This window comes from Streptococcus parasanguinis (genome assembly GCF_047465465.1).
Lineage (GTDB): Bacteria > Bacillota > Bacilli > Lactobacillales > Streptococcaceae > Streptococcus > Streptococcus parasanguinis_AI.
In genome coordinates this window covers 318,352-345,298 of sequence record NZ_JASGZU010000001.1, presented here as the reverse complement: position 1 = coordinate 345,298, position 26,947 = coordinate 318,352, and the positions used below count along the sequence as shown (strand labels likewise).

Here is a 26,947-nt window from a genome sequence, read left to right as displayed (position 1 = left end):
AACGAAAGTGACTGACTTGTTGTTTAAAATTATACTATAGAATGAAAATATTTTATAGTTACCATTTTTTAACTTTATAGTTTAGAATTATCATTTAATAAATTTACTTGCTAGCTTGTAAACTTGTTGAATCTCTTTACTTTCTAATTTCCAGCTATCAAGCTCAATTTTAATCAACTCCGGGAATTTCTTACTAATATCCCTTAAAGCATTTCCAACTGATTTTCTCACATATTCGCTTGCATCTTCTTTTAAGTTGGCAATCCTTTCAATAGCTTCATCTGGATTATCCTTGAAATATGGTCTACTCGCCCATATTCTCAAACCTTCTGTAACAGCTCTTCTGACATTTGGATTATTATTTTGTAGCCAGTCGTCAATAACCGGAAGAGATTTTTCATAACCTGTTTGCTTACAAAATTCATCAAATGCTTTTGCTAATACTTCTTGAACTCTCCAATTGTCATCCTTTGAAACCTCATCCCTCATAAAGATCAAAATTTCTTCATACGATGACAAATGGCCAAAGAGAAATACACTGTACATTCTAACTTGATATACATTGGATTTAAAAGCTAAAAATGCTAATTCTTTGGTATACACATTATCGTTTGATAGATAATCAGCAAGAGCTCTTTGCTCTTCTTCTTTAAATCCATTTTCTATTAAAGAGAATTCTTTTTCTAAATTTAAAATATATTCTTTCATGTAACTTGACCCCAAAACAACATTCCAAGTTTCAAGATAATTCTCGATAGGTATTAATAAAGAATTGAATTCGTTATAATATGAGCAAATAATCTTGACATTTTTTCAAATTGATATTTAAACTCTTTTATTATTAAGCCTTTTTCTCAATCAAATACCAACTAGGAATGATTTGCTTCATATCATCATACCATTCTAAAATTTCCTTAGCTTGATTTTGCATTACTGATATTTCTTCAGGTCCGTAAGGTACAGCCCAGGGAAGTGATCCAACTAAGTTATTTAGAATATAGATAGCGAGAAGCTTCCAAAATAATTCTGGAACCTTACCATCAAAATATCCATCTATCATACCAGACGCAAAAGAGGGAGAGACTTGAGCAGACCATACAATACGATTGAATTCCTCCCAAGGATCTCCCAGATCAAATCGATCAAAGTCAATGACATAAATTTTACGATCTTCACCAATCATGAAATTCCCGATGTGATAATCTCCATGTTGGAAAACCTGAGGTCTATCTTTTAACAATTCTCGATTTGCATTTAAATAATCAATAAAAATCTGACCATTTTCGTACTGAACGGGACATTCTTTGTATTTGGAGATTTTGTCATCAATTTTTCGATTATAAAAGACCTCCCAATCTTCACAAACTTCTGTAACAGAGAGTGAATGAATTTTTTGAAGGATTCTTCCTGCTTCTAGTCCGTAAATGTATTGTTGTTCTTTTGAAACAGTTAAAATTGTTTCTCGAGCATCTTTCCCATCTATCCATTCATGTAAAGAATGTACTTCGTCATCGCAGAGTTCAAAGCTAATTGGTTTACACATCGGAACTCCAAGAGAAGCTACTTTCTCCATCATATCAAATTCAAATTTTTTAGAATCTAACTTCTCCTTATCAGAAACACGCAAGAAATATTTTTGCTGTTTTTGATCTGTCACACAATATTTTTTATCATCTGACCAGCCTTTATTTATGGCTATCTTACTACTAAAATTCATCACGCACTCTCCGATTCACTTTCCAACACTTCTTGCAGTTTTCACTAGTAACCCATCCAGTTTGTCTACACTTTAGTTACCTAGATCAAGATTTAGATAATGAAAACTAGTCAATTTTCTCAATAATGTTTCCAAGTTTATCCAATACAAGACATGAAGGATCATTTAGTGGAATTATGGGAACATGAACGAGTTCTTCAGCTCTATCCTTATTAGCTTTATCATTCCAGGAATCATAATGGACACTAATTAAAAACTGACTAAAGAGTCCTAATCCATTTTTTATCTTTATCTGATGATCTGAATGATCATTAGGTGAAACATAGACTTTTTCTCCTAATAATAGGGCTCCTGCAGAAAATCCCATAACTTTCGCCCCTTTATTCAGCATATGAACGATATAATTTTTGAACTCCTGATTGACATAAGTAGCTAGATACTTTTCCGTATTTCCACCACCGATGATGATGACATCAGCATCTAGATAGCTATCAAAATCAATCTGCTCAGTGTCCAAGAGTAAGTAATCAGTGTTTAGGTTAGGAAAATGACTTTGAAAAACTTCCGTGTACTTTTTCATGTAGGGTTCCCAATTTTCTCGAAAAATTGTAAAAATAACAATTCTTTCGATCATACTTGATGACACTATTTTATTAACAATCGTATGATTTTTTATTGGTGGATTTCCACCCATCAAAAAAATTTGTTCTTCCAATCTTTCACACTTTCTAAAGATACATAAAGTTTAAACAAGTTTATTCTCGTTTCGAAATTATAATTTTTTCTTAAAATGAATAATTCTATTTGCCTCCTGAAATCCAATATTGAGATGAAATCTTATAGAATCCGTATTCGTTAAAGTACAGTCACTTGCAAATTCCTTACATCCTTTATTTTTCGCCCATTCCTCACATTTTGTACAGAGATTTTTAGCAATATCCTTTAAACGATATTCCTCGTCGACAATAATCCCTTCTAAGAATCCAACTGGACTATATTTACAACCTTCAACATAATCAAATCTGAGTGAACATAGTGCTAGACCTACAATTTTGTCACCTTCAACTTCTGTAAAGATTGCAGTATTTTTGCCATTCGTATATTTTTTTACTTCATCAATAGCTTCTTTATCTGTCAATTGGGGCCATAATTGTTTCATTAGTTCAGCCTTTTTTATAGAATCTTTTGTTATTCCATCCATATTGATGTTCCTCCGCAAATTACAAGCAAATGTTTCGAATCATGCTGTTACTTTGTTACTCATTGATTGATACCAATACCATACCCTTCTACTTTTCGCTGTCTCAGATCGGAAGAGTAGAGTCACACACTCAGCGGTTCGGACTTACCGTATCATTTCGTCGGTTTCCTTCCTCATTCTGCGAGTCATATCGCATGGGCAGATCATCTACTTCTGCTTCGCTGATGCCTCAGCTCGTACAAGTAGTGATACGACCTCAACATGGTGCGTTTGTGGACTCAAAAGGTTTGGGGAACCTTTTGAGGATTAGCTACGTTTCACTAACAAACTTACACATTCGACGTGATGTGTTTGTGGGACTCAAAAGGTTCAGTGAACCTTTTGAGGTTTAGTTGCGTTTTACTAACAAGCTTACACATTCTACGTGATGCGTTTGCGGGACTCAAAAGGTTCAGTGAACCTTTTGAGGATTAGTTGCGTTTTACTAACAAGCTTACACATTCGACATGGTGCGTCTGTGGAAAAAGATCCACCGGCTGGACTTTCTTCAATTCGTATCCCAACTCTTGATAGAGTTTGATATCACGCGCCATGGTGGCGACGTTACAGGAGATATAGGCAATACGGTAAGCTCCTGTTTGAGCGCTTGCTTTGATAAAGCTTTCTGTCAAGCCCTTGCGTGGTGGGTCGACCAGGATGGCAGTTGGTTGGATGCCTTCCTTGAGCCAATTCTTCATGGCATTTTCAGCTGTGTCACAGACATAGTGGGCATTGGTGATACCGTTCAATTCTGCGTTCTTCTGGCTATTTTCTACTGCTTCTGGGATAACTTCCACTCCGTAGACTTCCTTGACATGTTTAGCGACTGATAAGCCAATAGTTCCGATTCCTGAATAGGCATCGATCACCACATCATCTTCTTTTAAGTCCGCAAAGTCAATGGCTGTTTGATAGAGCTTCTCTGCCATTTCGGTATTGACCTGGTAAAAGGCTGGTCCAGAGATTTGGAAATCATTGCCCAACATTTGGTCGGTAATATAGTCTTGACCGTAGAGAGTACGCCATTCTTTCCCGAAAATCGCATTGGTATTTTGGTCATTGATATTTTGCATTACTGATATGATTTTTGGGAACTGCTTGATGACTTGTTCAATCAACTGTTCAACTCGGAAAATTTTAGGACGAGTTGTCACCAAAATAACCATAATCTGACCTGAATGATGGCCACGACGTACAACAAGGTTACGAATCAGACCAGACTGTTCCTTCTCATCATAGGGTTTTAAGTCATAACGACGAAGTAAATCTCGTAAAGCAAGAATAACTTGGTCTATCACTGGATCTTGAATATAAAAATCTTCAAGCGGCATAAGATCATGAGAATTCTTACGGAAGAAACCAGTCTCTAGAACACCATTAACACGACGAACAGGGACTTGGGCCTTGTTACGGTATTGGACAGGATGGTCCATTCCCAAGGTCAGGGGTACTTCGATATCAGAGATTCCTGCCATCTTGTAGAGGCTATCCTTGACCTGCTTGGCCTTGAATTTCAGTTGCTCGGGATAAGCCAGGTGCCCCAAGTCGGCGATTCCGCTTCGTAAATAGGCAAGATCAAGCTCTTCATTACGGTGAGGCGATTTTTCTAGGTACTCCTCTACTTTTCCGTAGCCGATCTTTTTGTTGACTTTAAGCACGCGCATGCGGACAACTTCTCCTGGCAGGGCATTCTCCACAAAAAAGACCAGGCCATCGACCTTAGCCACTCCTGCTCCTTCGTGGGTCAAATCGACAATCTCAACGGTTACAATTTCATTTTTCTTTAACATGGTGTTCTATCTTTCTACAAATTAAAAGGGGTGGAGTTCAAAACTCCTATCCCCTTATTATATCATCTCAGTCCCATTTGGTACAATTTCTTTTTATAAGCATCGAAATCGACGAGCAAGCCTTGGCCCCCATACATATCGTAGGCATCGACCCAATCCCCATTTTCTGGGATGGTCACTCGTTCAATTCCTTTTCCAGCACTACCGACTAAGCCAAGTCCATTAGTCAATAGGAAGGAGAAAGGTACATTGGTAGACGTCATAGCAAAGACTTTCCCGAGGGCTTCTGATCCCGTAAAGAGTTTTGTTGGATCTTTGATCTGGTGCATGATGGCGGACATGACCTCTTGTTGGCGACGGGTCCGACCAAAGTCCCCTTCATCATCCTTACGGAAACGCGAGTAATTGAGAAGGGTCCGGCCATCCATCCGTTGCTTTCCAACCTTGATGGTTTGCTGCGGAACGACACCGTCTTTCATGTTCAAATCATCTGGTACTTCTACTTCACTGACCTTCTCGCCATCAACCGTTGAAAACTGTGCATTCATCTCGACCCCATTCGGGAAGAGGGTATCGATCGCCGTCGCAAAGGTCTTGAAATCGACCATGGCGTAATATTGGATGTCAATGTCAAAGTTATCTTTGAGCATCTGACGCACCAATTCAGCCCCTTGGTTGTTATTTTGCTCCCCTATGGTGAAGGCAGTGTTCAGTTTTTGATCATAGTAGCCATCATATTCAGGAATATTTTGCTGGCTCACCCCATCAATATGGACCAGTGTATCCCGCATGAAGCTGACCATCTTGATCTTGCCTTCTTTGTTATTGACATTGACCACCATGATGGAGTCTGTCCGAGTCTCATCTGATTTCTCACCGATCCGACCATCTGTCCCCAAGATCAGGATATTGACCCCATCTCGCGACTTCTTGCCGTTAAATTTCTCGACGACAGCTGGTTTGGCATCTGGACCTGTCGGCTTGCTGTTGAGGCCTTTCACAAACATGAAGACCATGCCACCGATAATGAGCAAGAAAAAGAGAGCAAGCCACTTGAGGATCCGTTTGACGCGGATCTTTTTCCGTGGTTTCTTAGGTATATCGCTCGTCGCAGCAACTGCTTTCTTCTTAGACTTTTTGCTACGTGATTGGTAAACAGGGAGATCCCCAATTGGTTCAGCAATCTCACCTTGCACTTCTTCTGTAGCGTCTACCTCAGGTTGAAGGGCTTCTGCTTCCTCATAAGCTCCTTGGCTCTTCTTGAGCAGGTAATTGTATTCTAGTTGTTCTCGTTCATTCAAATAATGAAAATTTGAGTATAAGTACTCTAATCGCTTTCGCTCATGGTGAGATAGAAAGTTGGATTCGTTACTCATCTTTTCTCCATTCCGTTATCTTTTATGGTATAGACCTGATACTGACCCAAGACTTTTGTCTGAATACCCAGACTGTCTAATTCTTGATAGGCAAACTGCACTAGATCAGGCGCTTCATTTAGGAGGTCAATAATGAAAAAGTATTCTCCTAAAGCTGTTTTTAGGGGGCGACTTTCAATCTTGGTTAAATTGATTCCCCGCCAAGCAAAGGTGGACAAACCCTTATAGAGGGCTCCTGCCAGATTACTTGGCAAGGTTAAAGCCAAGCTAATCTTTTGACTCGAAAGATTCAAAGTTTCTGAAATCAAGGGCTCTTTTGCCCCTAAAATCCAAAAACGCGTGTAGTTGTCCTCGATTTCTTGGATGTCTTTGGCCTGGACTTCCAAACCGTACTCACTTGCTGCTGCCAGAGGGGCAATAGCTGCAATCTCCAATTCTGGATGTTCTGCTACATAGCGGGCTGCATAGGCTGTTGAAGCCGTCATTTCCATGGCCACATCTGGATAATGGGCCCTTAGAAAAGCCTTCCCTTGGGCCAAGGCCTGTGGATGCGAATAGACCGTTCGAATGGGGCGGTCTTTTTTTGCCACCAAGAGCTGTTGCTTGATAGGATAGACCACTTCTGCAACGGCCTGAATGGTCCCTTGATGAAAGAGGTAATCAATGGTCTCATGGACACTGCCTTCAATCGAGTTTTCAACAGGGACAACCGCAAAATCGATCTCTTGATTTTCATAAGCCTTGATGACATCTGTGATCGTCCGATAGGCAATGCGTTCAGAAGTTGGAAAGCTATGAGTGGCTACATCATGGGTGAAGGATCCCTTGGGACCAAGATAGCCTACAAGCATCGAATGATCTCCGCAATTTCTTCAGGTGTTTTGTCCTCGACATCCACAATATGGGTAGCAATATCCTCATACAAAGGCAAACGACCATCAAAAATCTTCTTGAATTCTTCTTTGGTGTTGTTTAAAAAGAGGGGACGTTGCATGGCTTTGTCATTTTGAATCCGTCTGTACAAGGTTTCAAAATCTACCCGCAGATAAATGTTGTGAGGATTTTTTTCCAAGAGCGCACGGTTATGAGGGTTGACGACAATCCCGCCTCCAGGAGAAATGATGGCCGCTTCATTTTCCAATAAACGCTCCAGCATTTCAGCCTCGCGACGACGAAAGGCGTCTTCTCCTTCCACTGCGAAATAATCATTGATCGACATACCGATCTCTTCAACAATTAATTCATCCATATCATGGAACTTTGGATCAAGAATGCGACCAACAGTCGTTTTCCCAGCTCCCATAAAACCAAGTAAAATTTTAGCCATGCAGTAAGGTCTCCAAATCTTCAAAAAAACTAGGGTAACTGGTGTTAATGGCCTCTGCCCGATCCAGCATCACATTTCCTTCACTCACTAATAAGGCAGCAATGGCAGCCATCATGCCGATCCGGTGGTCTCCAAAGGTCTCTAAATCAGCTCCATGCAGGGGAGTCGGACCAGTGATGAGCATTCCATCTTCCGTTGGCACGACAGTGGCTCCCATGGCATTGAGGCTATCTGCTACGACCTGGATGCGATCCGTTTCTTTCACACGAAGCTCCTCAGCATCCGCAATCACGGTCTGGCCATTTGCTTGTGTCGCTAGTAAAGCAATAATCGGCAATTCATCAATCAAGCGTGGAATCAACTCCCCATCAATCCGAATCCCTTTTAAGGACGAAGTCTTAACAGTGAGACTTGCAGAGACCGCTTTTTCATCGCGATCCTCAATGGTGAGATCTCCCCCCATTTCTTGAATCACATCGAGAATCCCTGTCCGAGTTTGGTTGATACCAACATTTTCAATCTTGATCACACTCTCTGGCAGAATGAGGCCGGCCACTAACCAAAAGGCTGCACTGGAAATATCTCCAGGAACGATGACTTCTTGACCTTGGAACTCTTGTCCACCTTGGATGCGGATAGTTTTTCCATCCACTTGGATCTCTCCACCAAATTGGCGAATCATATCCTCCGTATGGTCACGCGTTTTTTCCTTCTCGATAATCGTCGATTCGCCCTCAGCCTGTAGAGCGGCAAAAATGAGAGCAGACTTGACTTGGGCCGATGCCACTGGCAAACGGTAATGAATGGGTTGGAGCTGATGGGTTCCTTTTTCATGTAAAGGTGGGCAATCGCGCTCTCCCTGACAATCAATCTCTACTCCCATCTGACGCAGTGGAATCGCGACACGATCCATGGGACGTTTGGAAAGACTATCATCTCCGACCATGGTCACTGCAAAATCCTGACCTGCTAGGACACCTGAGATCAAACGAATAGACGTTCCTGAATTGCCCATATCAAGGGGAACCGTCGGAGCTTGAAGACCTTGAAAGCCTACTCCTTGAATCCGAATCACATCCCCATCATCTTGGATAGAAACTCCCAAGTCTCGAAACACCTGGATGGTAGAAAGCACATCTTCGCCTCGCAAGATATCATAGACCTTAGTTTCGCCCTTTGCAAGACTTCCAAAAATAATGGATCGGTGACTGATGGATTTGTCACCAGGGACACGAATGGTTCCCTTTAGACCCTTGCTATTGGTTCTTAATTTCATTGCCATCTCCAGAGTGCTTTTCCACATATTCTATCATAAATAGGACATGAATTCAATTTTTGATCAAAAATTTGGAACAAAAAACGAATGTTTCCAAGCATTTTTTGAGCTTGTTTTCCTCTAGTGGCGAACGAAAATACCAGAGTCGAAATGACAACTCTGGTAGTGGTTCTTATTTGTATAAATCTTGAATCGGCTCAAAGATGATCTTTTCAAGATCTGCAAGATAAATAGACAATTGTTGTTGTTTGGTGAAAAATTCATTCACAATCGGACTTGCTTGGATTTTTTCCATGTAGTCCTTCATTTCTTGTTGCACAGCTTCTGTTGGAAGTTGACCGGATTGCATCAAGCCTTGTAGTTGATTTTGGAAAGCGACGTATTCGTCAAACAGTGTTTTCGCTTCTGGATTTGCTTCAATAGCTTGCTTACTTTCTACGACAGCCTTGTATTCAGGAAGGTCTCGAAGGGTGCGAGAGAGTTCATTTGCTACATCGTATATATTTGCCATTTTATGGGCTCCTTTACTGATAAGATACTTCTATTATACTGCTTTTCCTTCAATATTCCTAAAATGAAGCAGGCATTTTGACGCAAATCCTTCTGTAGACCTAGCGAGCAAGAACGGTATAAGACGTCGCTTGGCTGATCAATGTTTGCGCTCGCTCTTGATCCTCTGCATTTTTAAAGGTCAGCTGCAAAATCCCGTGGATATCCTCCCGATTTTCTTCATTGATGTGAATATTGACCAAGGAAATCCCTTGTAAGAGTTGTAAGATTTCGAGGATCACACCTTCCTTATCGGGGACATCGATAAAGAGATCATAGGCACTATCGCGTCCAGCACGCTGATGGATTTGCATTTCTTTTCGGTGCTTCCGCCCTTTTTGGAAAAATGACCAAATGGCCTCTTCGTTATCTGCTTGAATGGTCTCAGCCACTTGATCCAAACGATCTTTGAAATCTGCAATCCGCTCTAATATCGCTTGAGGGTTGGACATGAGAATAGGGGTCCACATGCCTGGCTCACTTTCCGCAATCCGTGTCATATCCCGAAAGCCACCAGCCGCAAAACGACGGGTCATTTCATGCTCTTCCCCATAAGCTACAGCCTGCTCGACCAGAGTCGAGGCTAAAATATGAGGAAAATGGCTGATCTGGGAAGTCACCCGATCGTGTTCCTCGGCGTCGATTTCAATAAATCGAGATCCCAATCCACTCAGAAGCTCTTTCAACTCTTCCATGGCACCCCCTGTCGTCAAGCTGGAAGGGGTAAAAATATAATAAGCATTCTCAAATAAGGTGGCATCTGCTGCTGCAGCACCTGTCTTATGACTACCAGCCATGGGGTGGCCTCCCACAAAGCGTACATCCTTATCTGTAAACACTTTTTCAGCTTGTGCGACAATTTCTGCCTTGGTAGAGCCTGCATCTGTCACCAGTACCCGGTCTTTCAAATGCAAGCTAGCTAAGGTTTCTAAGTAAGACTTGGTTTGCTTGATGGGAAGGGCCAAAATAATGATATCTGCTAAAGGGGCAAAGGCTGCGAAATCATCCGTCACCTGATCCACCATTCCTCTTTCAAGAGCGATGGTTCGAGAGACTTCACTACGATTATAACCAAGAATCGTCACGTTTGGGTGGGCTCTCTTTATCCCTAGCGCGAGGGATGCCCCAATCAAGCCCAAGCCTGCAATATAAACAACTTTCTTCTCCAAAGGAAAACTCTTTCTCTTAAAAATTCTTCGTAAAATCCCGGTGCTTGGCAACGGCTTCTTTCAATTCTTCCAAGTTATCGGAAGAGAATTTTTCAAGCACTTCTGTAGCAAGGACTGTTGCGACCACTGCTTCCATTACCACACCTGCAGCTGGTAGAGCCGTTGGGTCGCTGCGCTCAACCGTTGCCTTATATGGCTCATGAGTTTCAATATCCACACTCATCAAGGGTTTGTAGAGGGTCGGAATAGGCTTCATGACACCACGAACCAGAATGGGCTCACCATTGGTCATGCCCCCTTCAAAACCACCAAGATTATTGGTGCGACGGGTATAGCCAGTGTCCTGAGACCAGATGATTTCATCCATGACTTGACTACCTTTTAGGCGACCTGCGTCAAAACCAAGGCCAAACTCCACTCCCTTAAAGGCATTGATAGAGACCACCCCTTGAGCGATTTTGGCATCCAATTTCTTGTCCCATTGCACATAGGATCCTAGTCCAACAGGCACACCGCCAACCAAGGTTTCCACAATTCCCCCGATGGTATCACCATCTTTTTTCACTTGGTCAATGTAGGCCTTAACAGCTTCTTCTTGTTCTGGCACAACGATCGAAACTTCCGACTTCGCTGCCTTTTCCTTGATTTCTGAAACGGTTAGATTCTCGGGAATTGCAATCTCGATTCCCCCAAAATTAACAATGTGGCTGGCCACTTCAACGCCGATTTCTTCTAAAATCCGTTTAGCAACTGCACCAACGGCTACACGCATGGTCGTCTCACGAGCAGAAGAACGCTCTAAGGAGTTACGGAGATCATCAAAACGGTATTTCATCCCTCCGACTAGGTCGGCATGACCAGGACGTGGCTTGGTGATCTTACGTAGATTTTTCTTTTTCTCTTCGACCGGTGCTACATTCATGATCTCCAGCCATTTTTGGTGATCCAGATTGGTCACATTCAGAGTAATCGGACCTCCCATGGTCAAGCCATGACGGATCCCTGATGTGATCTCGACCCGGTCACTCTCGATTTTCATCCGAGAACCACGACCATAGCCACCTTGTCGCCGTTTGAGCTCTTTATTAATATCCTCTTCAGATAAAGGAAGGCCTGCCGGAACCCCCTCGATGATGGCTGTTAGTCGAGGTCCATGGGACTCTCCTGCTGTTAAATATCTCATACGACCTTATACCTTTCTTTCTAAAAAGTCCTTCATTTCTTGAAGAGGGATTTGATGAATCGCTGCTTGCCCCAACTCTGGAACAATTACTAATTTCAAGTTCGTCCCACGCGCTTTTTTGTCATGAGTCAAGGCTTGATAAAGGGCTTCTTTATCCCAGTTCTCATAGATCACCGGAAGGCCAAATTTCCGGCACATTTCTTCGATTTGTTGGCTGATTCCTTTTGTCATCAAGCCCTTTTCTTCTGCAACTCGGGATAGCTGCACCATGCCCATACTGACGGCTTCTCCATGCATAACCTGCCCATAACCCGCTGTCGCTTCAATAGCATGTCCAATAGTATGCCCAAAGTTGAGATACAGGCGAATGCCATTGTCCAACTCGTCTGCCACAACATGGTCTCGCTTGACCAGACAAGAATGAGAAATGATGCTCTCTGCATGCTCTAAAATACTCTGGACAGAACCATCCATGGCTTCCAATTCTTCCCAGAGTTCAGTATCTTGGATGAGGCCGTACTTGATGACTTCGCCCATCCCCTCGATCAATTCACGTTGCCCCAAAGTGCTCAACACTTCAGGATCAATAAACACACCATCTGGTTGAGCAAAGGTCCCTACCATGTTTTTAGCAAGTGCTGTGTTGACTCCCGTCTTTCCCCCGATAGAGGAGTCCACCTGTGCGGTCAAGCTAGTCGGGATCTGAACAAAGGAAATTCCCCGCATATAGGTCGAGGCAGCAAAACCAGCCAAATCACCAACTACGCCACCCCCAAGAGCAACAATTCCATCACTGCGCGTCATGCCCTGGGTAGCTAGAAAGTCATAGACTTTTGAAACAGTGGTTAGATTCTTACTGGCTTCTCCTTGAAGAAACTCAAAGCGCACCACTTGAAAACCAGCTTTCTCAAGGCTCTTCTCTACGATAGAGGCATATAGCTTAGCCACGCGGTTATCGGAAATAATGGCGACTTTTTTATCGCCCCAAAGAGTGCGCAACCAGTCTCCAACCTGGTTGAGACCACCTCTTTCAATCACAATATCATAGGAATGTCCTGGAATAGGTACCGATACGTTCATAGGAATCTCCTTCGCGTTTTTCTTTGATTCTATCTTATCATGAAATAGGACACATGTCTCAATCAAAATGAAAAAGAGACTAGAGCAAGACTGTTTTTTTTTAAATCAGGTCTTGTTCTAATCTCATAAAGCTTTTTCAATAGGAAAAGGTAAACCCCTCTCTTAGTCACATACAAATTGGCGATATTCTGTTGTCAATGCTTCCCATACAGACTCTGTAGGAAATACTTTTCCAGTCATTAATTCAAAGGCTGCTTCAGCTTGATAAAAGAGCATTCCCAGCCCATTTACCCTCTGGTTTCCTTGATTCACTGCTAATTGCAGAAAGGGGGTCACTACCGGATAGTAGGCCATCTCTACGATTAAGGCATGTGGGGGAAAGGTCAAGTGACTCGCTATCGGAAGAGACTGACCATCCATTCCAACACCAGTCGCATTTAAGATGAGATCGGCTTGATTAAAAGAGTTTTGAACGTCTTCATCTTTCTCAATCGCATACAATTCTATCATGAAATCAAAGGCATCTTCTAGCAACTGAACCTTGGAACGATAATGAACTAATCTCTCCTCTCTCACAAAGACAAGGATACGTTTCACACCTAGATGAATGGCCTGTGCAATAATCGCTAAAGCTGCACCACCTGCGCCTAAGAGAACCATTGTTTTTCCCTCAATAGAGAAAGCAGGAGGTAAACTACGAAAGAAACCAATTCCATCCGTATTATAGCCTTTAAGCTTGCCATCACGGTGAACAATGGTATTGACAGAACCGATCTTTCGGGCCATCTCATCCACTTCATCTAAGTAAGGAAAGACCTTCTGCTTGTAGGGCATGGAGATATTGGCCCCAATCATATCCAACTTACGAATTTGGCTGATGGTGCTTTCTAAGTCTTCTTCAGCAATATCCCAAGCTAGATAAGCAGCATTGGTCGCTGTTAATTCATAAGCTAGATTATGGATGAAAGGAGAAATACTATGACGAATGGGATGGGCAATGACCGCTGCCATCCGAGTATATCCGTCAATCTTCATTTAATAACTCCCGAATTCTTCTCATATTTTCAAGAGGAATTTGACCTGGGGCGCTTTCATCTCCGACTCTAGCATAAGACCAGGAAGAACCTGTCAAATCAGCTGTCAAGCGCGAAATCTTCCCGACCTTGCCCATGGAAATGGTTACATATTCTTGCTCAGGATTCAGCGTCTTGAAACCACGCGTATAATTCATCAAGTCAAGAACATCTTGTTCATTGTGGGCCATAACGGATACCTTGACCAATTTTGGAGAAAAGCTGGTCAATTCCGATAAGATCTCCATCATATTTTCCGGTGTCTCTTGGAAATTGTGATAGCTGAGAACAAGATTTGAAAATTCCAACATCTCTTCAAAGACTTCACGGTGACTATAAAACTCGAAATCGATATAATCTGGATGATAGATGGATTGAATATCTTTCAGGATCCCAACATATTCTTCATTAGTCAGCTCCATCTCTCCACCTTCAGATCGAGTCCGCAAGGTGAATAAAATTTCGCGTCCAGCAAATTTCTCAAAAACTGCAGGAGCGACGGTTAAGATCTCGCTTTTTTCTAAAAAGTCCGCACGCCACTCAATAACATCTGCATCCTCGTAACGCGAACTATCTAGTTGTTGCGCCTCTTCTAAGGAGCGAGGCATAATCGAAACAACTAACTTCATACATCCACCCTAATCGTAAATACTTTTAAGTAATTACTACTTTCTTCTTTCTTGTTCCATCGAAAATCACCCGGAAGTCCATATTCCGCTACATAGCGATGCTTACGACCTTGAAATCCCTTTTCGATTTGTTTTTTAAATTTATCTTTGGTCACATTTGCCGCATTGGTACTGAGAATCAAGGTCCCACCTGGATTTAAAATCTCAAGAGCCTCGCTGACCAATCGATGATAATCTTTAGCGACTGAAAATGTCCGTTTTTTATTCCGCGCAAAGCTAGGCGGATCGAGCACGATCACATCATAGCTTAGGTCATGGCGTTTGGCATATTTGTAATAGTCAAAGACATCCATCACGACAAAACGATGAGCATCCAGCGCCAAGCCATTTGCCACAAAATGCGCTTCTGATAGTTCTCTACTTCTCTTAGCCAGATCGACCGATGTTGTCTCAACTGCTCCACCCATTGCCGCAGCCACAGAGAAGGCCGCCGTATAGGAGAACATATTGAGCAAGGACTTGCCAGCTGCTAAGCCCTCTACCAAGCTACCTCGAACTTCATGCTGATCCAAAAAAATCCCCGTCATCAAGCCATCATTGAGAAAGACTTGGTAAGAGACCCCATTTTCAAGAATCAAAAATTCTTGCGGTGCTTCTTCTCCATAGACATGAGCCGATTCATAGTCCAAACCTTTAAAGCGAATCTTTTCATAGCCACCTCGGACTTCTGAAAAAGCTTCTTGAAAGGCTGCTAGAATGGTTTCCTTGATCTGAAATACGAAGGGATTGTACCAAGAAAAGACAACAAACTCACCATACAAGTCAACCGTGAAGCCACCAAAACCATCTCCCTCTTGGTTAAAGAGACGAAAGGCTGTCGTCGTTTCATCCGCATAATAAGAACGACGGTATTGCTTGGCTTTGATGAAAAGATTTTTAAAAAAGTCTTGATCAAAAGTGACCAACTCTTGTGAAACAAACCATCCAATCCCTTTATTTTGTTCAGATAAGTATCCGACTCCTAGGGATTTTCCATCTCCTGAAAGCAATTGAACCTCTTGATTCAAAGCAGGAAGTGACTCAAAATCTTGCTTTTCAAGAAGGGATTGTCCTTGTTTGATTTTTGTTGCGACTTGGCGACTGACTGTGAGTTTTTTCATATCCTCTATTATAGCAAAAGTCTGCAGTTTTCACAAAGAGAGGCTTTATTTACTGGAACTTTTTTTACCGTTTTATCCTAGCTTTCATCATTTAGCTTCAAATGATATAAAATGCCGGATCTTTCCTATTTCTTTCCTCTCCTTTACAGTCATTTTTTTCTTTCTCCATAAAATTGTGGTATACTTGTATATGAAAATTTTTAGGAAATAAGACAAGGAAGTAACATTTTGTGAAAAAAATTACGAATTCGATACTCAATTTCATGAGTACCAGACTAGGATTTGTCTTGACCCTTCTGCTGCTCTACTGGTTCAAAACCATGTGGGCCTATTCAGTTGATTTTAATTTAGACATTCAGGGACCTTACCAGATCTTTCTAGCAGTGATCAACCCATTACCGATTAGTCTGCTCTTCATTGGTCTTGCACTTTATATCAAACGAACTAAGCTCTTTTATAGTTTGGCCTTTGGGATCTACCTTCTCTTATTTATTTGGTTGGTTTCCAACTCCATCTATTATCGAGAATTTACAGACTTCGTAACGGTCAATACCATGTTGGCTTCGAGCAAAGTGTCTGCCGGTCTCGGAGCTGCTGCTTTAGAATTGTTCCGCCCTTGGGATGTGATTTATATTTTGGATTTCCCGATTCTAGCTTTCTTCTTCTTTAAGAAATGGATTCGAATGGATAACCGTCCCTTCAATAAACGAGCTAGTTTTGCGATCACATCTTTGTCTGCTATGCTCTTTTCGGCCAATCTTTTCCTTGCAGAAATTGACCGGCCTGAGCTCTTGACACGTGGGTTCTCAAACTACTATGTTGTTCGTGCCTTGGGTCTTCCTGCTTTTCTAGGATACAGCGCTAATCAAACTTATGTTGCAAACAAAGAGCGTTCCAAAGCCTCTGAGGCAGATCTAAAACCGGTTGAAGAATATATCCAACAGCATTATGCCAAAGCTAATCCTGAGTACTTCGGAATGGCCAAAGGCCGTAATGTCATCTACATTCACTTGGAAAGTTTCCAACAATTCTTGATCGATTACAAGTTGAAAGTAGACGATAAAGAATATGAAGTGACGCCTTTCTTAAATTCCCTCTATCATTCGAAGGAAACCTTTGCCTTTTCGAATGTCTTTAACCAAGTCAAGGCAGGGAAAACGTCTGATGCTGAAACCATGATTGAAACTGGGCTCTTTGGACTCAACCAAGGTTCCTTTATGGTGAACTATGGCGGAACCAATACCCAACAGGCTGCACCATTTATTCTTTCAAAAAATGGGTACAACTCGAGCGCTGTTTTCCACGGGAATGCTGGAAGTTTCTGGAATCGAAATACGGCCTATAAACAATGGGGCTACAATTACTTCTTTGATGCTAGCTACTTCACCAAACAGAACAGCAGCAACTCCTTCCAGTATGGTCTCAATGACAAATACATGCTCAAAGATTCCATCAAATACCTCGAGAGATTGCAACAGCCTTTCTATACGAAGTTCATTACGGTTTCCAACCACTACCCTTATACGACTAGCTTGTCAGGAGATGATCTTGGCTTCCCTCTTGCTAAGACACAAGACGAAACCATTAATGGCTATTTTGCGACCGCTAACTACCTAGATTCTTCGATCAAGGCCTTCTTTGATTACTTGAAAGAATCTGGTCTTTACAAAAACTCCATCATCGTCCTCTATGGGGACCACTACGGAATTTCAAACTCTCGTAACCCAGCTCTTGCTCCTCTACTTGGTAAGAACTCTGAAACGTGGTCAAGCTATGACAACGCCATGTTGCAACGCGTACCTTATATGGTAGTCATTCCAGGTATGGATAAAGGTGGCATCATTGATACCTATGGTGGCGAAATTGATATGCTCCCAACCTTGGAACATTTGCTAGGCATTGAATCCAACAAATTCCTCCAAGTTGGTCAAGATATGCTCTCACCAGATCATGATCAAATCGTCGCCTTCCGCTCTGCTAACTACTTTGTTACTCCAGAGTATACGAGCTATAGTGGCCGGACCTATTACACCAAAACAGGTGAGGAAATCACGAACCCAGACGAAAAAACCAAGGAAGAACTGGACAAGATCAGGGAAGCTGCTAACCTGCAATTGAAGATTAGCGATAGCATCCAGACCGGTGACCTCCTTCGCTTCTTCAAAGGCAATGATCTTGGAAAAGTCAATCCAGAAGATTATTCCTACACCAATTCCTTCAAGGCATTGAAGAAGATTGAAAAGGAAAAAGGTGACAAATCAACCAGCCTTTATAACCAACGTGGCAACCAGTCTACCGTTGATCTCTTCAAGGCACCGACTTATAAAGAATTGCACCCAGAAGACGATAGTTCTTCCTCAACAGAGACCAGTAGCAGTTCTTCTAAATAAAAAGAATCCCTGAGTTTAAAAACTCAGGGATTTTATGATTTCTTTAAAAAGAACTTAGTCTAGGACTTCAAAAACAGAAGCTGTTAAATTCTCCACGTAGAATGGTCGTTTATGACGACTATTCCCAACCATCAATTTCAATTTATTTGAATTTTGGAGGTAGTAAGGAAGTCCGCTGGCGTTGAAGATGACCAAGTACTTCTTGTCTCCTGTTAGTTCATAGATGACAAGACCACTGGTATCAGTTGCAGATTGAATAAAGACTTGTTGATAGATTTTATCATAGCTTTCAAGCTCTAAGACAGGAAGACTTGTCTTCAAATTGATCAAGCTTCGGATATAGGCAATTGATTCCTTGTTTTGACTGACCAGATCCCAATTGACCTGATTCACAAAATCTGGAGCATTGTAGGAATTCATGGCCCGTTCACGATCCAAAGGTGTGATTTCTCCATCAGGACCTGTCGCTACCAATTTGGACCGCATAAACTCTTGACCCAATTGCATGAAGGCCATGCCCTGAAAGAGCAGATTCATGGCCGTAGCCAACTCTGAGCGCTTGACCAATCCTGCTACTTCTCCATTCGGATGAAGGGTCTGAAGCAAGTCAAAAAGATTATAATTATCGTGAGCTTCCACATAATTCAAGACCTGATTGGGACTTAAATAATTGCCAAGCTCCGCACTACCTAAAACAGCACGCGCAACGATATTCTCTGTTGATTTTCGGCTGACAAAGCCACGTTTGATGGAACCATAAACCTCAGCCCCTTTAATAGCATCGCGCTCCGTGTCGTTAAAGAATCCAATACGTGGCAATTGCGCCGCATTGTCTTTCTTAGCCTTATCCTCTGGTGCGAGACCGGTTCCCATGTCCCAACCTTCTCCATAAAGGAGAATGCGAGGATCCAGAGCATCCATCGCCTCCCGAATAGCATTCATTGTCGTCACATCATGAATGCCCATCAAATCAAAGCGGAAACCATCGATCTGGTACTCTTTTACCCAGTGCGTGAGGGAATCAATCATGTACTTGCGGTACATTTCATGCTCACTTGCCGTCTCATTACCGACACCTGTCCCATTTTGGAAGCGCCCATCTGGCTCCATCCGGTAATAATAATCCGGAACTGTATTTTGGAAAGGACCATTCTCAGTTGAGTAGGTATGATTGTAGATCACATCTATGACTACAGAAATCCCAGCTTCATGATAAGCCCGGATCATTGTTTTAAGCTCTTTCATGGTTTGTTTGGGATTGGATGGATCCGTTGAAAAACTGGTTTCTGGTGCAGAATAATTCTGAACGTCGTAACCCCAATTGTAGGTCACACGACCTTCTTCATCATACTGTTTATAGCGATCAGATATCGGCTGCAATTGCACGACATTGACCCCTAACTGACGGATATAATCAAAGGCAGTCGCATCGCCATGGCTATTGACGGTACCTTCTTGGCAAGCCCCTAGATAGGTCCCACGCAAAGACTCGTCCACACCTGATGTCGGTGACTTGGTCAAATCCCGAAGGTGCATCTCATAGATCACTGCTCGACAAGGATTGTCCAGGCGCCAGGGAGTCGCATCGGCGCCTTTTTTAGTGCCCCAATCAAACTGACGATCTGCTCTTGAAAGAATGGCTGAGCGCATTCCATCGGCTGTCGTTGCAATGCTATAAGGATCGCGCGTCACTTGAGTCTGGTGTTCAAAATGCACACGATATTGATAAGCCATGCCACTTAAATTTCCTAGAAAATCTAGAATCCAAACACCTTGGGTGTTTTCTGGATGGTAGCTAGACTCTTGTTTGCCACGCATCATCGGAATAGTCTTCCAAATAGGCGCATCCAACTCTGTTGATTGATAGAGCAACAATTCAACTTTCTTAGCAGTAGGGGCCCACAGCTTAAAGCAATACTCCCCTTCTTCTTCACGATAACCAAGCCAGCCTTGATAAGCCCATTTGGTGTCAAATTCCTTGGCATGGGTCGCCATATCGTAGGCATGAGGTTGACGATGACTATAAGCATGACTCGTCAAAGCAGCTTGCAATGAATAATAGACAGTATCGTCCCCATCGAGAATCCAAACTTCTCGAACATACCCTTCTGGTAAGAGTTCGATTTCAAAATCACGGGTCTTAGTGAGCCAATCCCCTTCTTTAACCAGGACATGGCCCCGGTTCAAGGCATGCTCACTCTCGTATACCAGATTTCCCTCCACTCCAAAATAATCCAACTTGGAGAAAGAGACTGATTTTCCTTCTACTTGATCCTGCCACTGCCACATATCATAAGCAAAATAATTTCCTTTTTGCTTATGAAAATGAAGCTTTACATGGTATTGTCGCATAACATTTTCCTATTTCCAATTTAATACCGAAGGAACCATCCGCTGGTGAAACACGTAATGGATTCCAACTATTTGTTTTTATTCTTCAGATGGGTGAACCAAAGCATCGTTGTTGATTTCATCAATATTTGCAAAGAATTCCAAGTGGTTATGGAAGACTTCCAATTCAACTGGAGTATCTCCTCCGTATTCCCCATCTAGATTGATGCGGAATGGTTGAGCATTTTTCCCTAACATTTCGATCGTCAACTTCTTGGTCTTGAGATATTCTACATTTTCATCGTGCACATGCTTGCCCCCATTAATGGCCTGAATCATCAAGGACAACATGTTAAAGAGCTTAGCAGTTTTTACGATAATCAAGGTAAAGTTCCCATCATCAAGCTTAGCATCTGGCGCGACACTTTCAAAACCAGCAATGGAGTTGGTCAAGGCCACAAAAATCATAGACGCTGGCCCTTCAAAGACACCATTGTCGTGCTCAATCCGCACCTTTCGAGCCTTGTTTCGCGGCAACATTTTAGCTGCTTCAGCCACATAGGCAAAGTAACCCAAGCGAGATTTAACACTACTTGGAACACTGAAGGTCAATTCTGTCATGGTTCCTGCTGCAGCAATATTGATGAAATACTTGCTGCCATAGGCACGACCAATATCCATCTGAATGGTTTGATTCTTTTCGATAATGCGAGCAGCCGCCACAGGATCTCCCATCGGGATCTTCAAGGCACGCGCATAGTCATTGGTGGTACCGGTCGGAATAAAGGCCATCTGCGGACGATTTTCCAGACCTGCGACCCCATTGACCACTTCGTTAATCGTACCATCTCCACCAGCGGCAATGATTAAATCAAAGCCTGCTTTAGCGGCTCTTTCTGCTTCATTTTGGGCAGAAAATGGTTCTGGAGTCGTTTGATAAGCGCTGGTTTCATAGCCCACGTCTTCGAGTACGTCCAAGACTTCCGCAATATTTTTCTTGATAATTTCTTGCCCAGAGGTCGGATTATAAATTAAACGGGCTTTTTTGATTCGTTCTACCATAAAGATCCTCTATAAACTTTCAAGCCAGGCCTCATCTTCTACCTGGATTCCTAATTCTTGTGCTTTGGTTAACTTGCTACCAGCGTCACTACCAGCAACGACCAAATCTGTTTTTTTGGAAACCGATCCAGTCACCTTAGCGCCCAGACTTTCTAATTTTGCCTTGGCTTCTGAACGCGTGAGTCGCTCTAGCTTCCCAGTCAAAACGACTGTCATTCCTGATAGGGCCGCATCAGCAGCGACTTTCTCACCAAGATAGTCCATATTGACGCCAGCTTCTTTAAGCTCTTGCAATAGGTGCTTGGATCCTTCTTGTGCGAAATAACGCTTGAGGCTTTCAGCCACGACCATACCGAGACTGTCAATGCTGGCAATTCGTTCTGGATCAGCTGTAGCCAATTGATCGAGGTCATGGAATTCTTGGAGCAAGATTTGACTAACCTTGCTACCGACATGGCGGATCCCCAAACCAAAGAGTAATTTCTCAGCTGAATTCTCTTTTGAAGCTTGAATGGCTTCATAGAGTTTTTCAGCAGATTTTTCTTTAAAGCCTTCTAAGGTCAATAGATCCTCGACTGTCAGACGATAGATCCCAGCTACATCCTCTACCAACTGAGCGGCGAAGAGTTTCTCTACAACAGCTGGACCCAAGCCTGTGATATTCATAGCATCCCGACTGGCAAAGTGGCTCAATCCTTCCTTAATCTGTGCTGGACAGAGCGGATTGATACAGCGAAGGGCTACCTCATCCTCGAAATGAAGCAACTCACTCTGGCAGCTTGGACAATGAGTTGGAATGGCTAATGCTTGATCAGAGACTCGCTTATCTTTAACAACACGCAAGACCGCAGGAATGATATCACCCGCCTTGTAGACGATGACGGTATCATCCTGATGAATATCTTTTTCAGCAATATAGTCCACATTGTGCAAGGTTGCCCGACTAACGGTAGTTCCTGCTAGCTGGACTGGAGTTAGATTGGCAGTTGGCGTGACAACACCGGTCCGTCCAACCGTCCAATCCACCGATAGGATTTTCGCTTCTTTTTCTTCAGCTGGAAACTTATAGGCGACAGCCCATTTAGGAGCCTTAACGGTAAAGCCTAGTTCTTCTTGAACAGCTAGGTCATTGACCTTGATGACGATCCCATCGATATCGTAGGGAAGATCCTCTCGAAGCTGAGCTACTTTTTGGATAAAGTCCCAAATTTGCTCCATATCCTCAGCCAGCACTCGCTCTTGGTTCACGACAAACCCTAAGCGGGCTAATTTCTCAAGCACGCCTTCCTGACTGCTTTGATCCGTCGGGCTCACTTCTTGATACAAGAAAGTTGCAAGATTTCGCTTGGCCACGATTGTCGTATCCAATTGGCGAAGCGTTCCTGCAGCAGCATTTCGTGGATTAGCAAACTCCGGCTCGCCGTTTTCTTGACGGATCTGATTGACCCGATCAAAGGAAGCCCGTGGCATATAGCACTCGCCTCGAACTGTAATGTTCACTGGCTCTGGTAACACTAAAGGAATGTCCTTGACCCGCTTGAGGTTCTCTGTAATATCCTCACCGACAGAACCATCCCCACGTGTCGCCCCCGTTACGAGGACTCCATTTTCATAGGTGAGGGAAATAGACAAGCCATCGATTTTCAGCTCACATACATAGCTGATAGAAGGAAATTCCTTACGGACACGCTGATCAAAGGCTTCTAATTCTTCACGCGAAAAAGCATCCTGCAAACTATAAAGGGGATACTGGTGCTGGTATTTGGTAAAGCCTTTTAAAACCACCCCACCTACACGGTGAGTTGGACTCTCTGGTAAGATCTCATCAGGATGAGCGGTTTCTAGTTCCACCAACTCCCGATATAATTGATCATATTCACTATCCGAAACAGATGGAGCGTCTTTTGTGTAATACTCGTAAGCATATCGATTGAGTAATTCCACTAATTCTTTCATTCTGGTTTTCATGTTCTTATTTTATCATAAAATCTTAATTTAGCCTTGAATTTACTGCATTCTTAGCATTAAAAAAAGGAGCCAAAGCTCCCTTTTCTTATTTTGTAAAATCGATCCGTTTAGAAAGTTGATTGATCACAATCGCTCCAAAAATCAAGGATGCGAATTCACCCAATCCCATAGTCAACCAGTTATAGAAGAATGGTTGGCCTTGAAGGTAGTATAGTTCCAAGGCAATCGTAAACATGGAGATGGAAAAGAAAATCGCAAACAAGAAATGGTCCAAGCGAATAAGACCGTCAAACAAGAACTTGTTTTTAAATCGACCAAATAGAATGAGTCCAAGTCCTAAGAAGACAAAGGTTGAACCTCCACCGACAAAGACATCGATCCATCCAAAACTAAATAAGTTAGCAATCATACAACCAAGCGTCACCGCAATCAAGTACTTCTTATTGTAAAAAGCTAAGAAATTCATCATTTCCGAAACACGGAATTGATAGCCATAGTAGGCCATAGCGTTGAGAGGTGGGGTAATGGTCAATACGATATAAATCGCAGCAACAATGGCAATTTGTGCCATATCACGAGCAGTTAACTGTTTCATTTATTCTCCTTTAGCGGTTTTCCCGCGTGTAATATGCTTGGCGAAAGGATCTTAAGCACCAAGGGTTGAAGGTTTGATTTCTTCAACCTTTCAAGTATAGCATATTTTGAGGTTTTATGGTAGACTGAATTTATGAAAACACTAATTAAAAAATTTTTTGATAATGAGATTTTATCCTATCTCTTTTTTGGAGTTGCCACAACCATTGTTTCCGTAGGAACCCGCCTCTTCATCTATCATGTGTCTCGTGATGAACGATTAGCGACAGCGATTGGAAACATTGCTGGGATCCTCTTTGCCTTTGCGACCAACGATACCATTGTCTTTAAACAAGAAAGAAAGGGCTGGTTTCAGCGCTTGATCCGATTTGCGATTGCGCGCTCTGGAACCTTTATACTGGACATGGCCTTGACTGAGATTTTTGTCAAGCAGTTCCCAGGAATTATCGGGCAATTTGTCCACAATAACAAAAGCCAGATCAATCTGATTGAAACCCTCTTTGCACAAGTGGCCATTGTGGTCCTCAATTACGTCTTTAGTAAACTCTTTGTCTTTAAAAATAAAAACAAGGCTTGAAACGATTGTTTCAGCCTTATTCTTTTAAACTTCTATACTTGCATGCTCTGCACTTAATTGATAGATGGTGCCTTCAACCCCAAAATAATCCTTGGCTAGATCTTTCAATTCCTGCATAGCTGTTTGGGCCCGTTTGGCCTGCTCCTCATTGATGGCTTCAATCACCAAAATAGCGTCCTTGGTATCTTCTGTTAACATGGTTCTTTGAGCCTCACGCCAATTCAAACAACGGCAAACAGCTCCTTCTTGATCGTAGTAGATGATCTCCCCTTCCAAAGCTGGCGCATCTTCTTCAGCACCTAATGGAAAGAAAGGTTCGCCTCCTTTCGCTTGTCCTAGAGAGAGTCCACCCACCAATTTATCCATATCTTCTCCCCCACAAGGAAGGGCATAAGCCATCGACACGCTATTGTAAAGATCCACCAAAGGATTAATCGGATAGAATTCACGTCCCTGGTGAACCCGTTTTAAGAGTGCTTCGATGGAAGATCGGGCTCCTTTTTTTGTTTTAAACTTGCTAAAAGCTTGGCGCCACTCTTGAACGAACTCACTCTGGGTATAGTTTTCTTCATCAATAAATTCCCATGCTCTCTTGGTACCCTTGTCCAACAATTCTTTGAAATAAGGATCCTTGGCTTCATCTACTGTATTATCAATACCATACAAGGACATCACTGTAATTCTAGCTGTTGGAAATAAATCCCAAAATGCTTGATCGACTGTCACTTTCATTGCTTTACCTCACTATAATTTCTTTTTTGACCTTTTTTGACTAGCTCCCAATCCAAGGTGATATTCTCACGAACTCGGATGAGATACTCCTCTAACTGTGCGACTTCTTCTTTGGAAAATCCTTTTAAGGCAGTTTTTTCAGAGTAAAGATGCTCCCCTAAAATGAAGGGGTAAATCTGCTTACCTTTTTCAGTTAATTCCCATTCCTTGATTTTAAGGTTTTCACCCCTTGGACGCTGCTGAATCAGTCCTCGTTCTTCTAGTTTTTTTACAGACCTTGCAACGGTGGATCGATCTACTTTCAAGACTTCAGAGAGTTCTTCCTGAATCATTCCAGGTTGCTCGGCAATTCGCACCAGGTAGAGGTATTGACCACGCGCCAGATCCAAATCTCGAAATTCAATATTTGCTATAGAATCCAGTGCTCTCGCAATGATGCCAATCTCACGCAAAATACTCATCTTACTCCTCCTTTCCTATTGACAATAGCATAACACATTTTTGTTGCAAATGCAATAAAGATAGATAAGAAAAAAAGAGGCTGGGACAAAAGTCCTAGCCTCTCAATTATTTTTGAATTGTCGAGCAAGACGCAGTCGTTGAGTGGGCTCTACTACGCTGATTCCATCAGCTTTTACAGCCCTACTCAACTGTGCGGAGGTGGGACGACGAAATCGAATTCTAACGAATTACCGATTTCTGTCCCACTCTCCCTTATTCCGTTTTTTCTTTTTTTATCAAGCGTAACCGAAGCTTTAATTTTTGTGAAACTTCTCTATGCCGAAAGTCCACTTCTTCTGATTTTAACTTAGAGACAATTTCTCCACTGCGCGTTTGGAACTTTGCTTCTCTAGCAAATTGGATACTGGCATTTAAAATACAACCAATAATCATGATTTTTGCCACCAAGATAAACCAGAACATGATGACCGCTAGGACGACCGAACCGAAGAAACGAGCATCTAAGAAATGACTCACATAACGATCCACATATTTCCAAAAGATATTCAAGATCGCATACAGGACAGCAACAACAAAGGTCGCCCCTGGCAATACATATCTAAATTTCGGAATTTTGACATTTGGAAGGGTGTAATAGAGCAAGACCAGACTAACAAAAAGCAAGAGATAGATGGTCGGCTCTGTCAAATTCAGTAAGCGCACATAAATCGTCCGATCAAATGAAAAGGTCTTATAGAGATAACGAACGATCATTTTCCCAAACATGGAAAGGATCAGCGAGAGTCCAAACAAGCCCTGCAAGGCAAAACTGATCAGAAAGCTAAAGAGTCGCCCCCAGATAATACCACGCTCCTTTTCCACCCCATAACTCTTGTTATAGGCTTTTTGGAGGTAGGCAATGCTCTGAGAGAAGATCCACAAAGCAGAAATAATCGAGAAACTCAGTAAGCCTGTCGAAGGTTTGGTCAAGACACTCGAAATCATCTGTGCCACTATTCGATATAAGGAGGATGGCAAAACTTTCTGTAAGCTTAAAAGAATCTGAGTTGGACGAATATGAAAGTAAGGCAGAATATTGGCTGCAATCAGCATCAAAGGGAAAATGGAGATCAGCAAATAATAGGCAACCGCAATGCTAGTGATATCAGACTCTGCACTCTGATAAAATCGCACGAAGCCTTTTATAAATGGCTGTCCCAGTATTTTTTGTAGGACCTTTTTCATTCGTCACCTCCCCATTTTACTAAAAAAGAGCAAAGAGC

General features: G+C 42.5%; 25 protein-coding genes and 1 riboswitch. Of the genes, 2 read left to right on the top strand and 23 right to left on the bottom strand.

Features of this window, described 5'->3' with window-relative positions:
* Positions 1 to 90: 90 nt before the first annotated feature.
* From QM351_RS01720 to QM351_RS01645, 16 genes are all read right to left on the bottom strand, one after another.
* Complete coding sequence (locus tag QM351_RS01720; RefSeq protein WP_414326288.1) at positions 91 to 708, bottom strand: DNA alkylation repair protein; 618 nt, start codon at positions 706 to 708, stop codon at positions 91 to 93.
* Between the two features lie 133 nt (positions 709 to 841).
* Positions 842 to 1,717 (bottom strand): aminoglycoside phosphotransferase family protein, encoded by an 876-nt coding sequence (locus tag QM351_RS01715; RefSeq protein ID WP_414326286.1) that lies wholly within the window; start codon positions 1,715 to 1,717, stop codon positions 842 to 844.
* Positions 1,718 to 1,823: 106 nt separating this feature from the next.
* Positions 1,824 to 2,432 (bottom strand): Type 1 glutamine amidotransferase-like domain-containing protein, encoded by a 609-nt coding sequence (locus QM351_RS01710; RefSeq protein ID WP_414326284.1) that lies wholly within the window; start codon positions 2,430 to 2,432, stop codon positions 1,824 to 1,826.
* 57 nt (positions 2,433 to 2,489) lie between these two features.
* Positions 2,490 to 2,918 (bottom strand): aminoglycoside 6'-N-acetyltransferase, encoded by a 429-nt coding sequence (aac(6'), locus tag QM351_RS01705; RefSeq protein ID WP_414256620.1) that lies wholly within the window; start codon positions 2,916 to 2,918, stop codon positions 2,490 to 2,492.
* A 470-nt stretch (positions 2,919 to 3,388) separates the two neighbouring features.
* The gene (gene rlmD, locus QM351_RS01700; protein ID WP_414326282.1) at positions 3,389 to 4,747 is read right to left on the bottom strand and encodes a 23S rRNA (uracil(1939)-C(5))-methyltransferase RlmD; all 1,359 of its coding nucleotides are present in this window, start codon (positions 4,745 to 4,747) and stop codon (positions 3,389 to 3,391) included.
* Between the two features lie 62 nt (positions 4,748 to 4,809).
* Positions 4,810 to 6,123 (bottom strand): LCP family protein, encoded by a 1,314-nt coding sequence (locus QM351_RS01695; RefSeq protein WP_049490723.1) that lies wholly within the window; start codon positions 6,121 to 6,123, stop codon positions 4,810 to 4,812.
* Positions 6,120 to 6,974 carry a prephenate dehydratase gene (gene pheA / locus QM351_RS01690; RefSeq protein ID WP_414326279.1) on the bottom strand — a complete coding sequence of 285 codons (855 nt, stop codon included), beginning with the start codon at positions 6,972 to 6,974 and terminating at the stop codon, positions 6,120 to 6,122. The genes QM351_RS01695 and pheA overlap by 4 nt, the downstream gene beginning before the upstream one ends.
* Positions 6,965 to 7,450, bottom strand: a complete 486-nt coding sequence (locus QM351_RS01685) for a shikimate kinase (RefSeq protein ID WP_155125341.1) — start codon at positions 7,448 to 7,450, stop codon at positions 6,965 to 6,967. Before QM351_RS01685 ends, pheA begins: the two co-directional genes overlap by 10 nt.
* Positions 7,443 to 8,726: a 3-phosphoshikimate 1-carboxyvinyltransferase gene (gene aroA / locus QM351_RS01680; protein ID WP_414326277.1), complete on the bottom strand. Its 1,284-nt coding sequence runs from the start codon at positions 8,724 to 8,726 to the stop codon at positions 7,443 to 7,445. Before aroA ends, QM351_RS01685 begins: the two co-directional genes overlap by 8 nt.
* Before the next feature lie 172 nt (positions 8,727 to 8,898).
* Entirely contained in the window at positions 8,899 to 9,237 is a 339-nt protein-coding gene (locus QM351_RS01675) for a YlbF/YmcA family competence regulator (protein ID WP_003014453.1), read from the bottom strand.
* 100 nt (positions 9,238 to 9,337) lie between these two features.
* Positions 9,338 to 10,444 carry a prephenate dehydrogenase gene (locus QM351_RS01670; protein ID WP_414326275.1) on the bottom strand — a complete coding sequence of 369 codons (1,107 nt, stop codon included), beginning with the start codon at positions 10,442 to 10,444 and terminating at the stop codon, positions 9,338 to 9,340.
* 16 nt (positions 10,445 to 10,460) lie between these two features.
* A complete protein-coding gene (gene aroC, locus QM351_RS01665; protein WP_414326273.1) occupies positions 10,461 to 11,627 on the bottom strand; it encodes a chorismate synthase in 1,167 nt (388 codons plus the stop codon).
* A 6-nt stretch (positions 11,628 to 11,633) separates the two neighbouring features.
* Complete coding sequence (gene aroB, locus QM351_RS01660; RefSeq protein WP_414326271.1) at positions 11,634 to 12,707, bottom strand: 3-dehydroquinate synthase; 1,074 nt, start codon at positions 12,705 to 12,707, stop codon at positions 11,634 to 11,636.
* A gap of 162 nt (positions 12,708 to 12,869) precedes the next feature.
* Entirely contained in the window at positions 12,870 to 13,742 is an 873-nt protein-coding gene (gene aroE / locus QM351_RS01655) for a shikimate dehydrogenase (protein WP_414326269.1), read from the bottom strand.
* Complete coding sequence (gene aroD, locus QM351_RS01650; protein WP_003006761.1) at positions 13,732 to 14,409, bottom strand: type I 3-dehydroquinate dehydratase; 678 nt, start codon at positions 14,407 to 14,409, stop codon at positions 13,732 to 13,734. The genes aroE and aroD overlap by 11 nt, the downstream gene beginning before the upstream one ends.
* Positions 14,406 to 15,569 carry a class I SAM-dependent rRNA methyltransferase gene (locus tag QM351_RS01645; protein ID WP_031574994.1) on the bottom strand — a complete coding sequence of 388 codons (1,164 nt, stop codon included), beginning with the start codon at positions 15,567 to 15,569 and terminating at the stop codon, positions 14,406 to 14,408. The genes aroD and QM351_RS01645 overlap by 4 nt, the downstream gene beginning before the upstream one ends.
* Positions 15,570 to 15,799: 230 nt before the next feature.
* Here QM351_RS01645 and QM351_RS01640 point away from each other — a divergent pair, with 230 nt between their 5' ends.
* Positions 15,800 to 17,959: an LTA synthase family protein gene (locus tag QM351_RS01640; protein WP_414326266.1), complete on the top strand. Its 2,160-nt coding sequence runs from the start codon at positions 15,800 to 15,802 to the stop codon at positions 17,957 to 17,959.
* A 54-nt stretch (positions 17,960 to 18,013) separates the two neighbouring features.
* Here the strand turns inward: QM351_RS01640 and pulA are convergent, their stop codons facing one another.
* The 4 genes from pulA to QM351_RS01620 all read right to left on the bottom strand — a co-directional run bounded on the left by pulA (position 18,014) and on the right by QM351_RS01620 (position 23,915).
* Positions 18,014 to 20,311 carry a type I pullulanase gene (gene pulA / locus QM351_RS01635; RefSeq protein WP_414326264.1) on the bottom strand — a complete coding sequence of 766 codons (2,298 nt, stop codon included), beginning with the start codon at positions 20,309 to 20,311 and terminating at the stop codon, positions 18,014 to 18,016.
* 78 nt (positions 20,312 to 20,389) lie between these two features.
* Positions 20,390 to 21,352: a diacylglycerol kinase family lipid kinase gene (locus QM351_RS01630; protein WP_003006748.1), complete on the bottom strand. Its 963-nt coding sequence runs from the start codon at positions 21,350 to 21,352 to the stop codon at positions 20,390 to 20,392.
* A gap of 9 nt (positions 21,353 to 21,361) precedes the next feature.
* Entirely contained in the window at positions 21,362 to 23,320 is a 1,959-nt protein-coding gene (ligA, locus tag QM351_RS01625; RefSeq protein ID WP_414326262.1) for an NAD-dependent DNA ligase LigA, read from the bottom strand.
* Positions 23,321 to 23,405: 85 nt separating this feature from the next.
* Positions 23,406 to 23,915, bottom strand: a complete 510-nt coding sequence (locus QM351_RS01620) for a QueT transporter family protein (RefSeq protein ID WP_003006740.1) — start codon at positions 23,913 to 23,915, stop codon at positions 23,406 to 23,408.
* Positions 23,913 to 24,019, bottom strand: a riboswitch (PreQ1 riboswitch). (Overlaps the previous gene by 3 nt.)
* 28 nt (positions 24,020 to 24,047) lie before the next feature.
* Here QM351_RS01620 and QM351_RS01615 point away from each other — a divergent pair.
* A complete protein-coding gene (locus QM351_RS01615) occupies positions 24,048 to 24,491 on the top strand; it encodes a GtrA family protein (protein ID WP_021153029.1) in 444 nt (147 codons plus the stop codon).
* Between the two features lie 24 nt (positions 24,492 to 24,515).
* On the opposite strand, the gene QM351_RS01610 is transcribed toward QM351_RS01615, so the two are convergent.
* From QM351_RS01610 to QM351_RS01600, 3 genes are all read right to left on the bottom strand, one after another.
* A complete protein-coding gene (locus QM351_RS01610) occupies positions 24,516 to 25,223 on the bottom strand; it encodes a B3/4 domain-containing protein (protein ID WP_014713165.1) in 708 nt (235 codons plus the stop codon).
* Positions 25,220 to 25,684: a MarR family winged helix-turn-helix transcriptional regulator gene (locus QM351_RS01605; protein ID WP_070660317.1), complete on the bottom strand. Its 465-nt coding sequence runs from the start codon at positions 25,682 to 25,684 to the stop codon at positions 25,220 to 25,222. The genes QM351_RS01610 and QM351_RS01605 overlap by 4 nt, the downstream gene beginning before the upstream one ends.
* 253 nt (positions 25,685 to 25,937) lie before the next feature.
* Positions 25,938 to 26,909, bottom strand: coding sequence for a YihY/virulence factor BrkB family protein (locus QM351_RS01600; RefSeq protein ID WP_155167791.1), 972 nt, complete (start codon positions 26,907 to 26,909; stop codon positions 25,938 to 25,940).
* Positions 26,910 to 26,947: the final 38 nt, after the last annotated feature.

What these genes read in the sequence shown, in the direction of transcription:
- QM351_RS01620 (WP_003006740.1), bottom strand. Translation starts at nt 23,915, where the DNA reads ATGAAACAGTTAACTGCTCGTGATATGGCACAAATTGCCATTGTTGCT.
- QM351_RS01685 (WP_155125341.1), bottom strand. Translation starts at nt 7,450, where the DNA reads ATGGCTAAAATTTTACTTGGTTTTATGGGAGCTGGGAAAACGACTGTT.
- pulA (WP_414326264.1), bottom strand. Translation starts at nt 20,311, where the DNA reads ATGCGACAATACCATGTAAAGCTTCATTTTCATAAGCAAAAAGGAAAT.
- QM351_RS01645 (WP_031574994.1), bottom strand. Translation starts at nt 15,569, where the DNA reads ATGAAAAAACTCACAGTCAGTCGCCAAGTCGCAACAAAAATCAAACAA.
- QM351_RS01610 (WP_014713165.1), bottom strand. Translation starts at nt 25,223, where the DNA reads ATGAAAGTGACAGTCGATCAAGCATTTTGGGATTTATTTCCAACAGCT.
- QM351_RS01715 (WP_414326286.1), bottom strand. Translation starts at nt 1,717, where the DNA reads ATGAATTTTAGTAGTAAGATAGCCATAAATAAAGGCTGGTCAGATGAT.
- aroC (WP_414326273.1), bottom strand. Translation starts at nt 11,627, where the DNA reads ATGAGATATTTAACAGCAGGAGAGTCCCATGGACCTCGACTAACAGCC.
- aroD (WP_003006761.1), bottom strand. Translation starts at nt 14,409, where the DNA reads ATGAAGTTAGTTGTTTCGATTATGCCTCGCTCCTTAGAAGAGGCGCAA.
- QM351_RS01605 (WP_070660317.1), bottom strand. Translation starts at nt 25,684, where the DNA reads ATGAGTATTTTGCGTGAGATTGGCATCATTGCGAGAGCACTGGATTCT.
- ligA (WP_414326262.1), bottom strand. Translation starts at nt 23,320, where the DNA reads ATGAAAACCAGAATGAAAGAATTAGTGGAATTACTCAATCGATATGCT.
- aroA (WP_414326277.1), bottom strand. Translation starts at nt 8,726, where the DNA reads ATGAAATTAAGAACCAATAGCAAGGGTCTAAAGGGAACCATTCGTGTC.
- aroE (WP_414326269.1), bottom strand. Translation starts at nt 13,742, where the DNA reads ATGAAGATTGACGGATATACTCGGATGGCAGCGGTCATTGCCCATCCC.
- QM351_RS01630 (WP_003006748.1), bottom strand. Translation starts at nt 21,352, where the DNA reads ATGGTAGAACGAATCAAAAAAGCCCGTTTAATTTATAATCCGACCTCT.
- QM351_RS01675 (WP_003014453.1), bottom strand. Translation starts at nt 9,237, where the DNA reads ATGGCAAATATATACGATGTAGCAAATGAACTCTCTCGCACCCTTCGA.
- QM351_RS01720 (WP_414326288.1), bottom strand. Translation starts at nt 708, where the DNA reads ATGAAAGAATATATTTTAAATTTAGAAAAAGAATTCTCTTTAATAGAA.
- QM351_RS01615 (WP_021153029.1), top strand. Translation starts at nt 24,048, where the DNA reads ATGAAAACACTAATTAAAAAATTTTTTGATAATGAGATTTTATCCTAT.
- QM351_RS01695 (WP_049490723.1), bottom strand. Translation starts at nt 6,123, where the DNA reads ATGAGTAACGAATCCAACTTTCTATCTCACCATGAGCGAAAGCGATTA.
- aroB (WP_414326271.1), bottom strand. Translation starts at nt 12,707, where the DNA reads ATGAACGTATCGGTACCTATTCCAGGACATTCCTATGATATTGTGATT.
- pheA (WP_414326279.1), bottom strand. Translation starts at nt 6,974, where the DNA reads ATGCTTGTAGGCTATCTTGGTCCCAAGGGATCCTTCACCCATGATGTA.
- QM351_RS01600 (WP_155167791.1), bottom strand. Translation starts at nt 26,909, where the DNA reads ATGAAAAAGGTCCTACAAAAAATACTGGGACAGCCATTTATAAAAGGC.
- rlmD (WP_414326282.1), bottom strand. Translation starts at nt 4,747, where the DNA reads ATGTTAAAGAAAAATGAAATTGTAACCGTTGAGATTGTCGATTTGACC.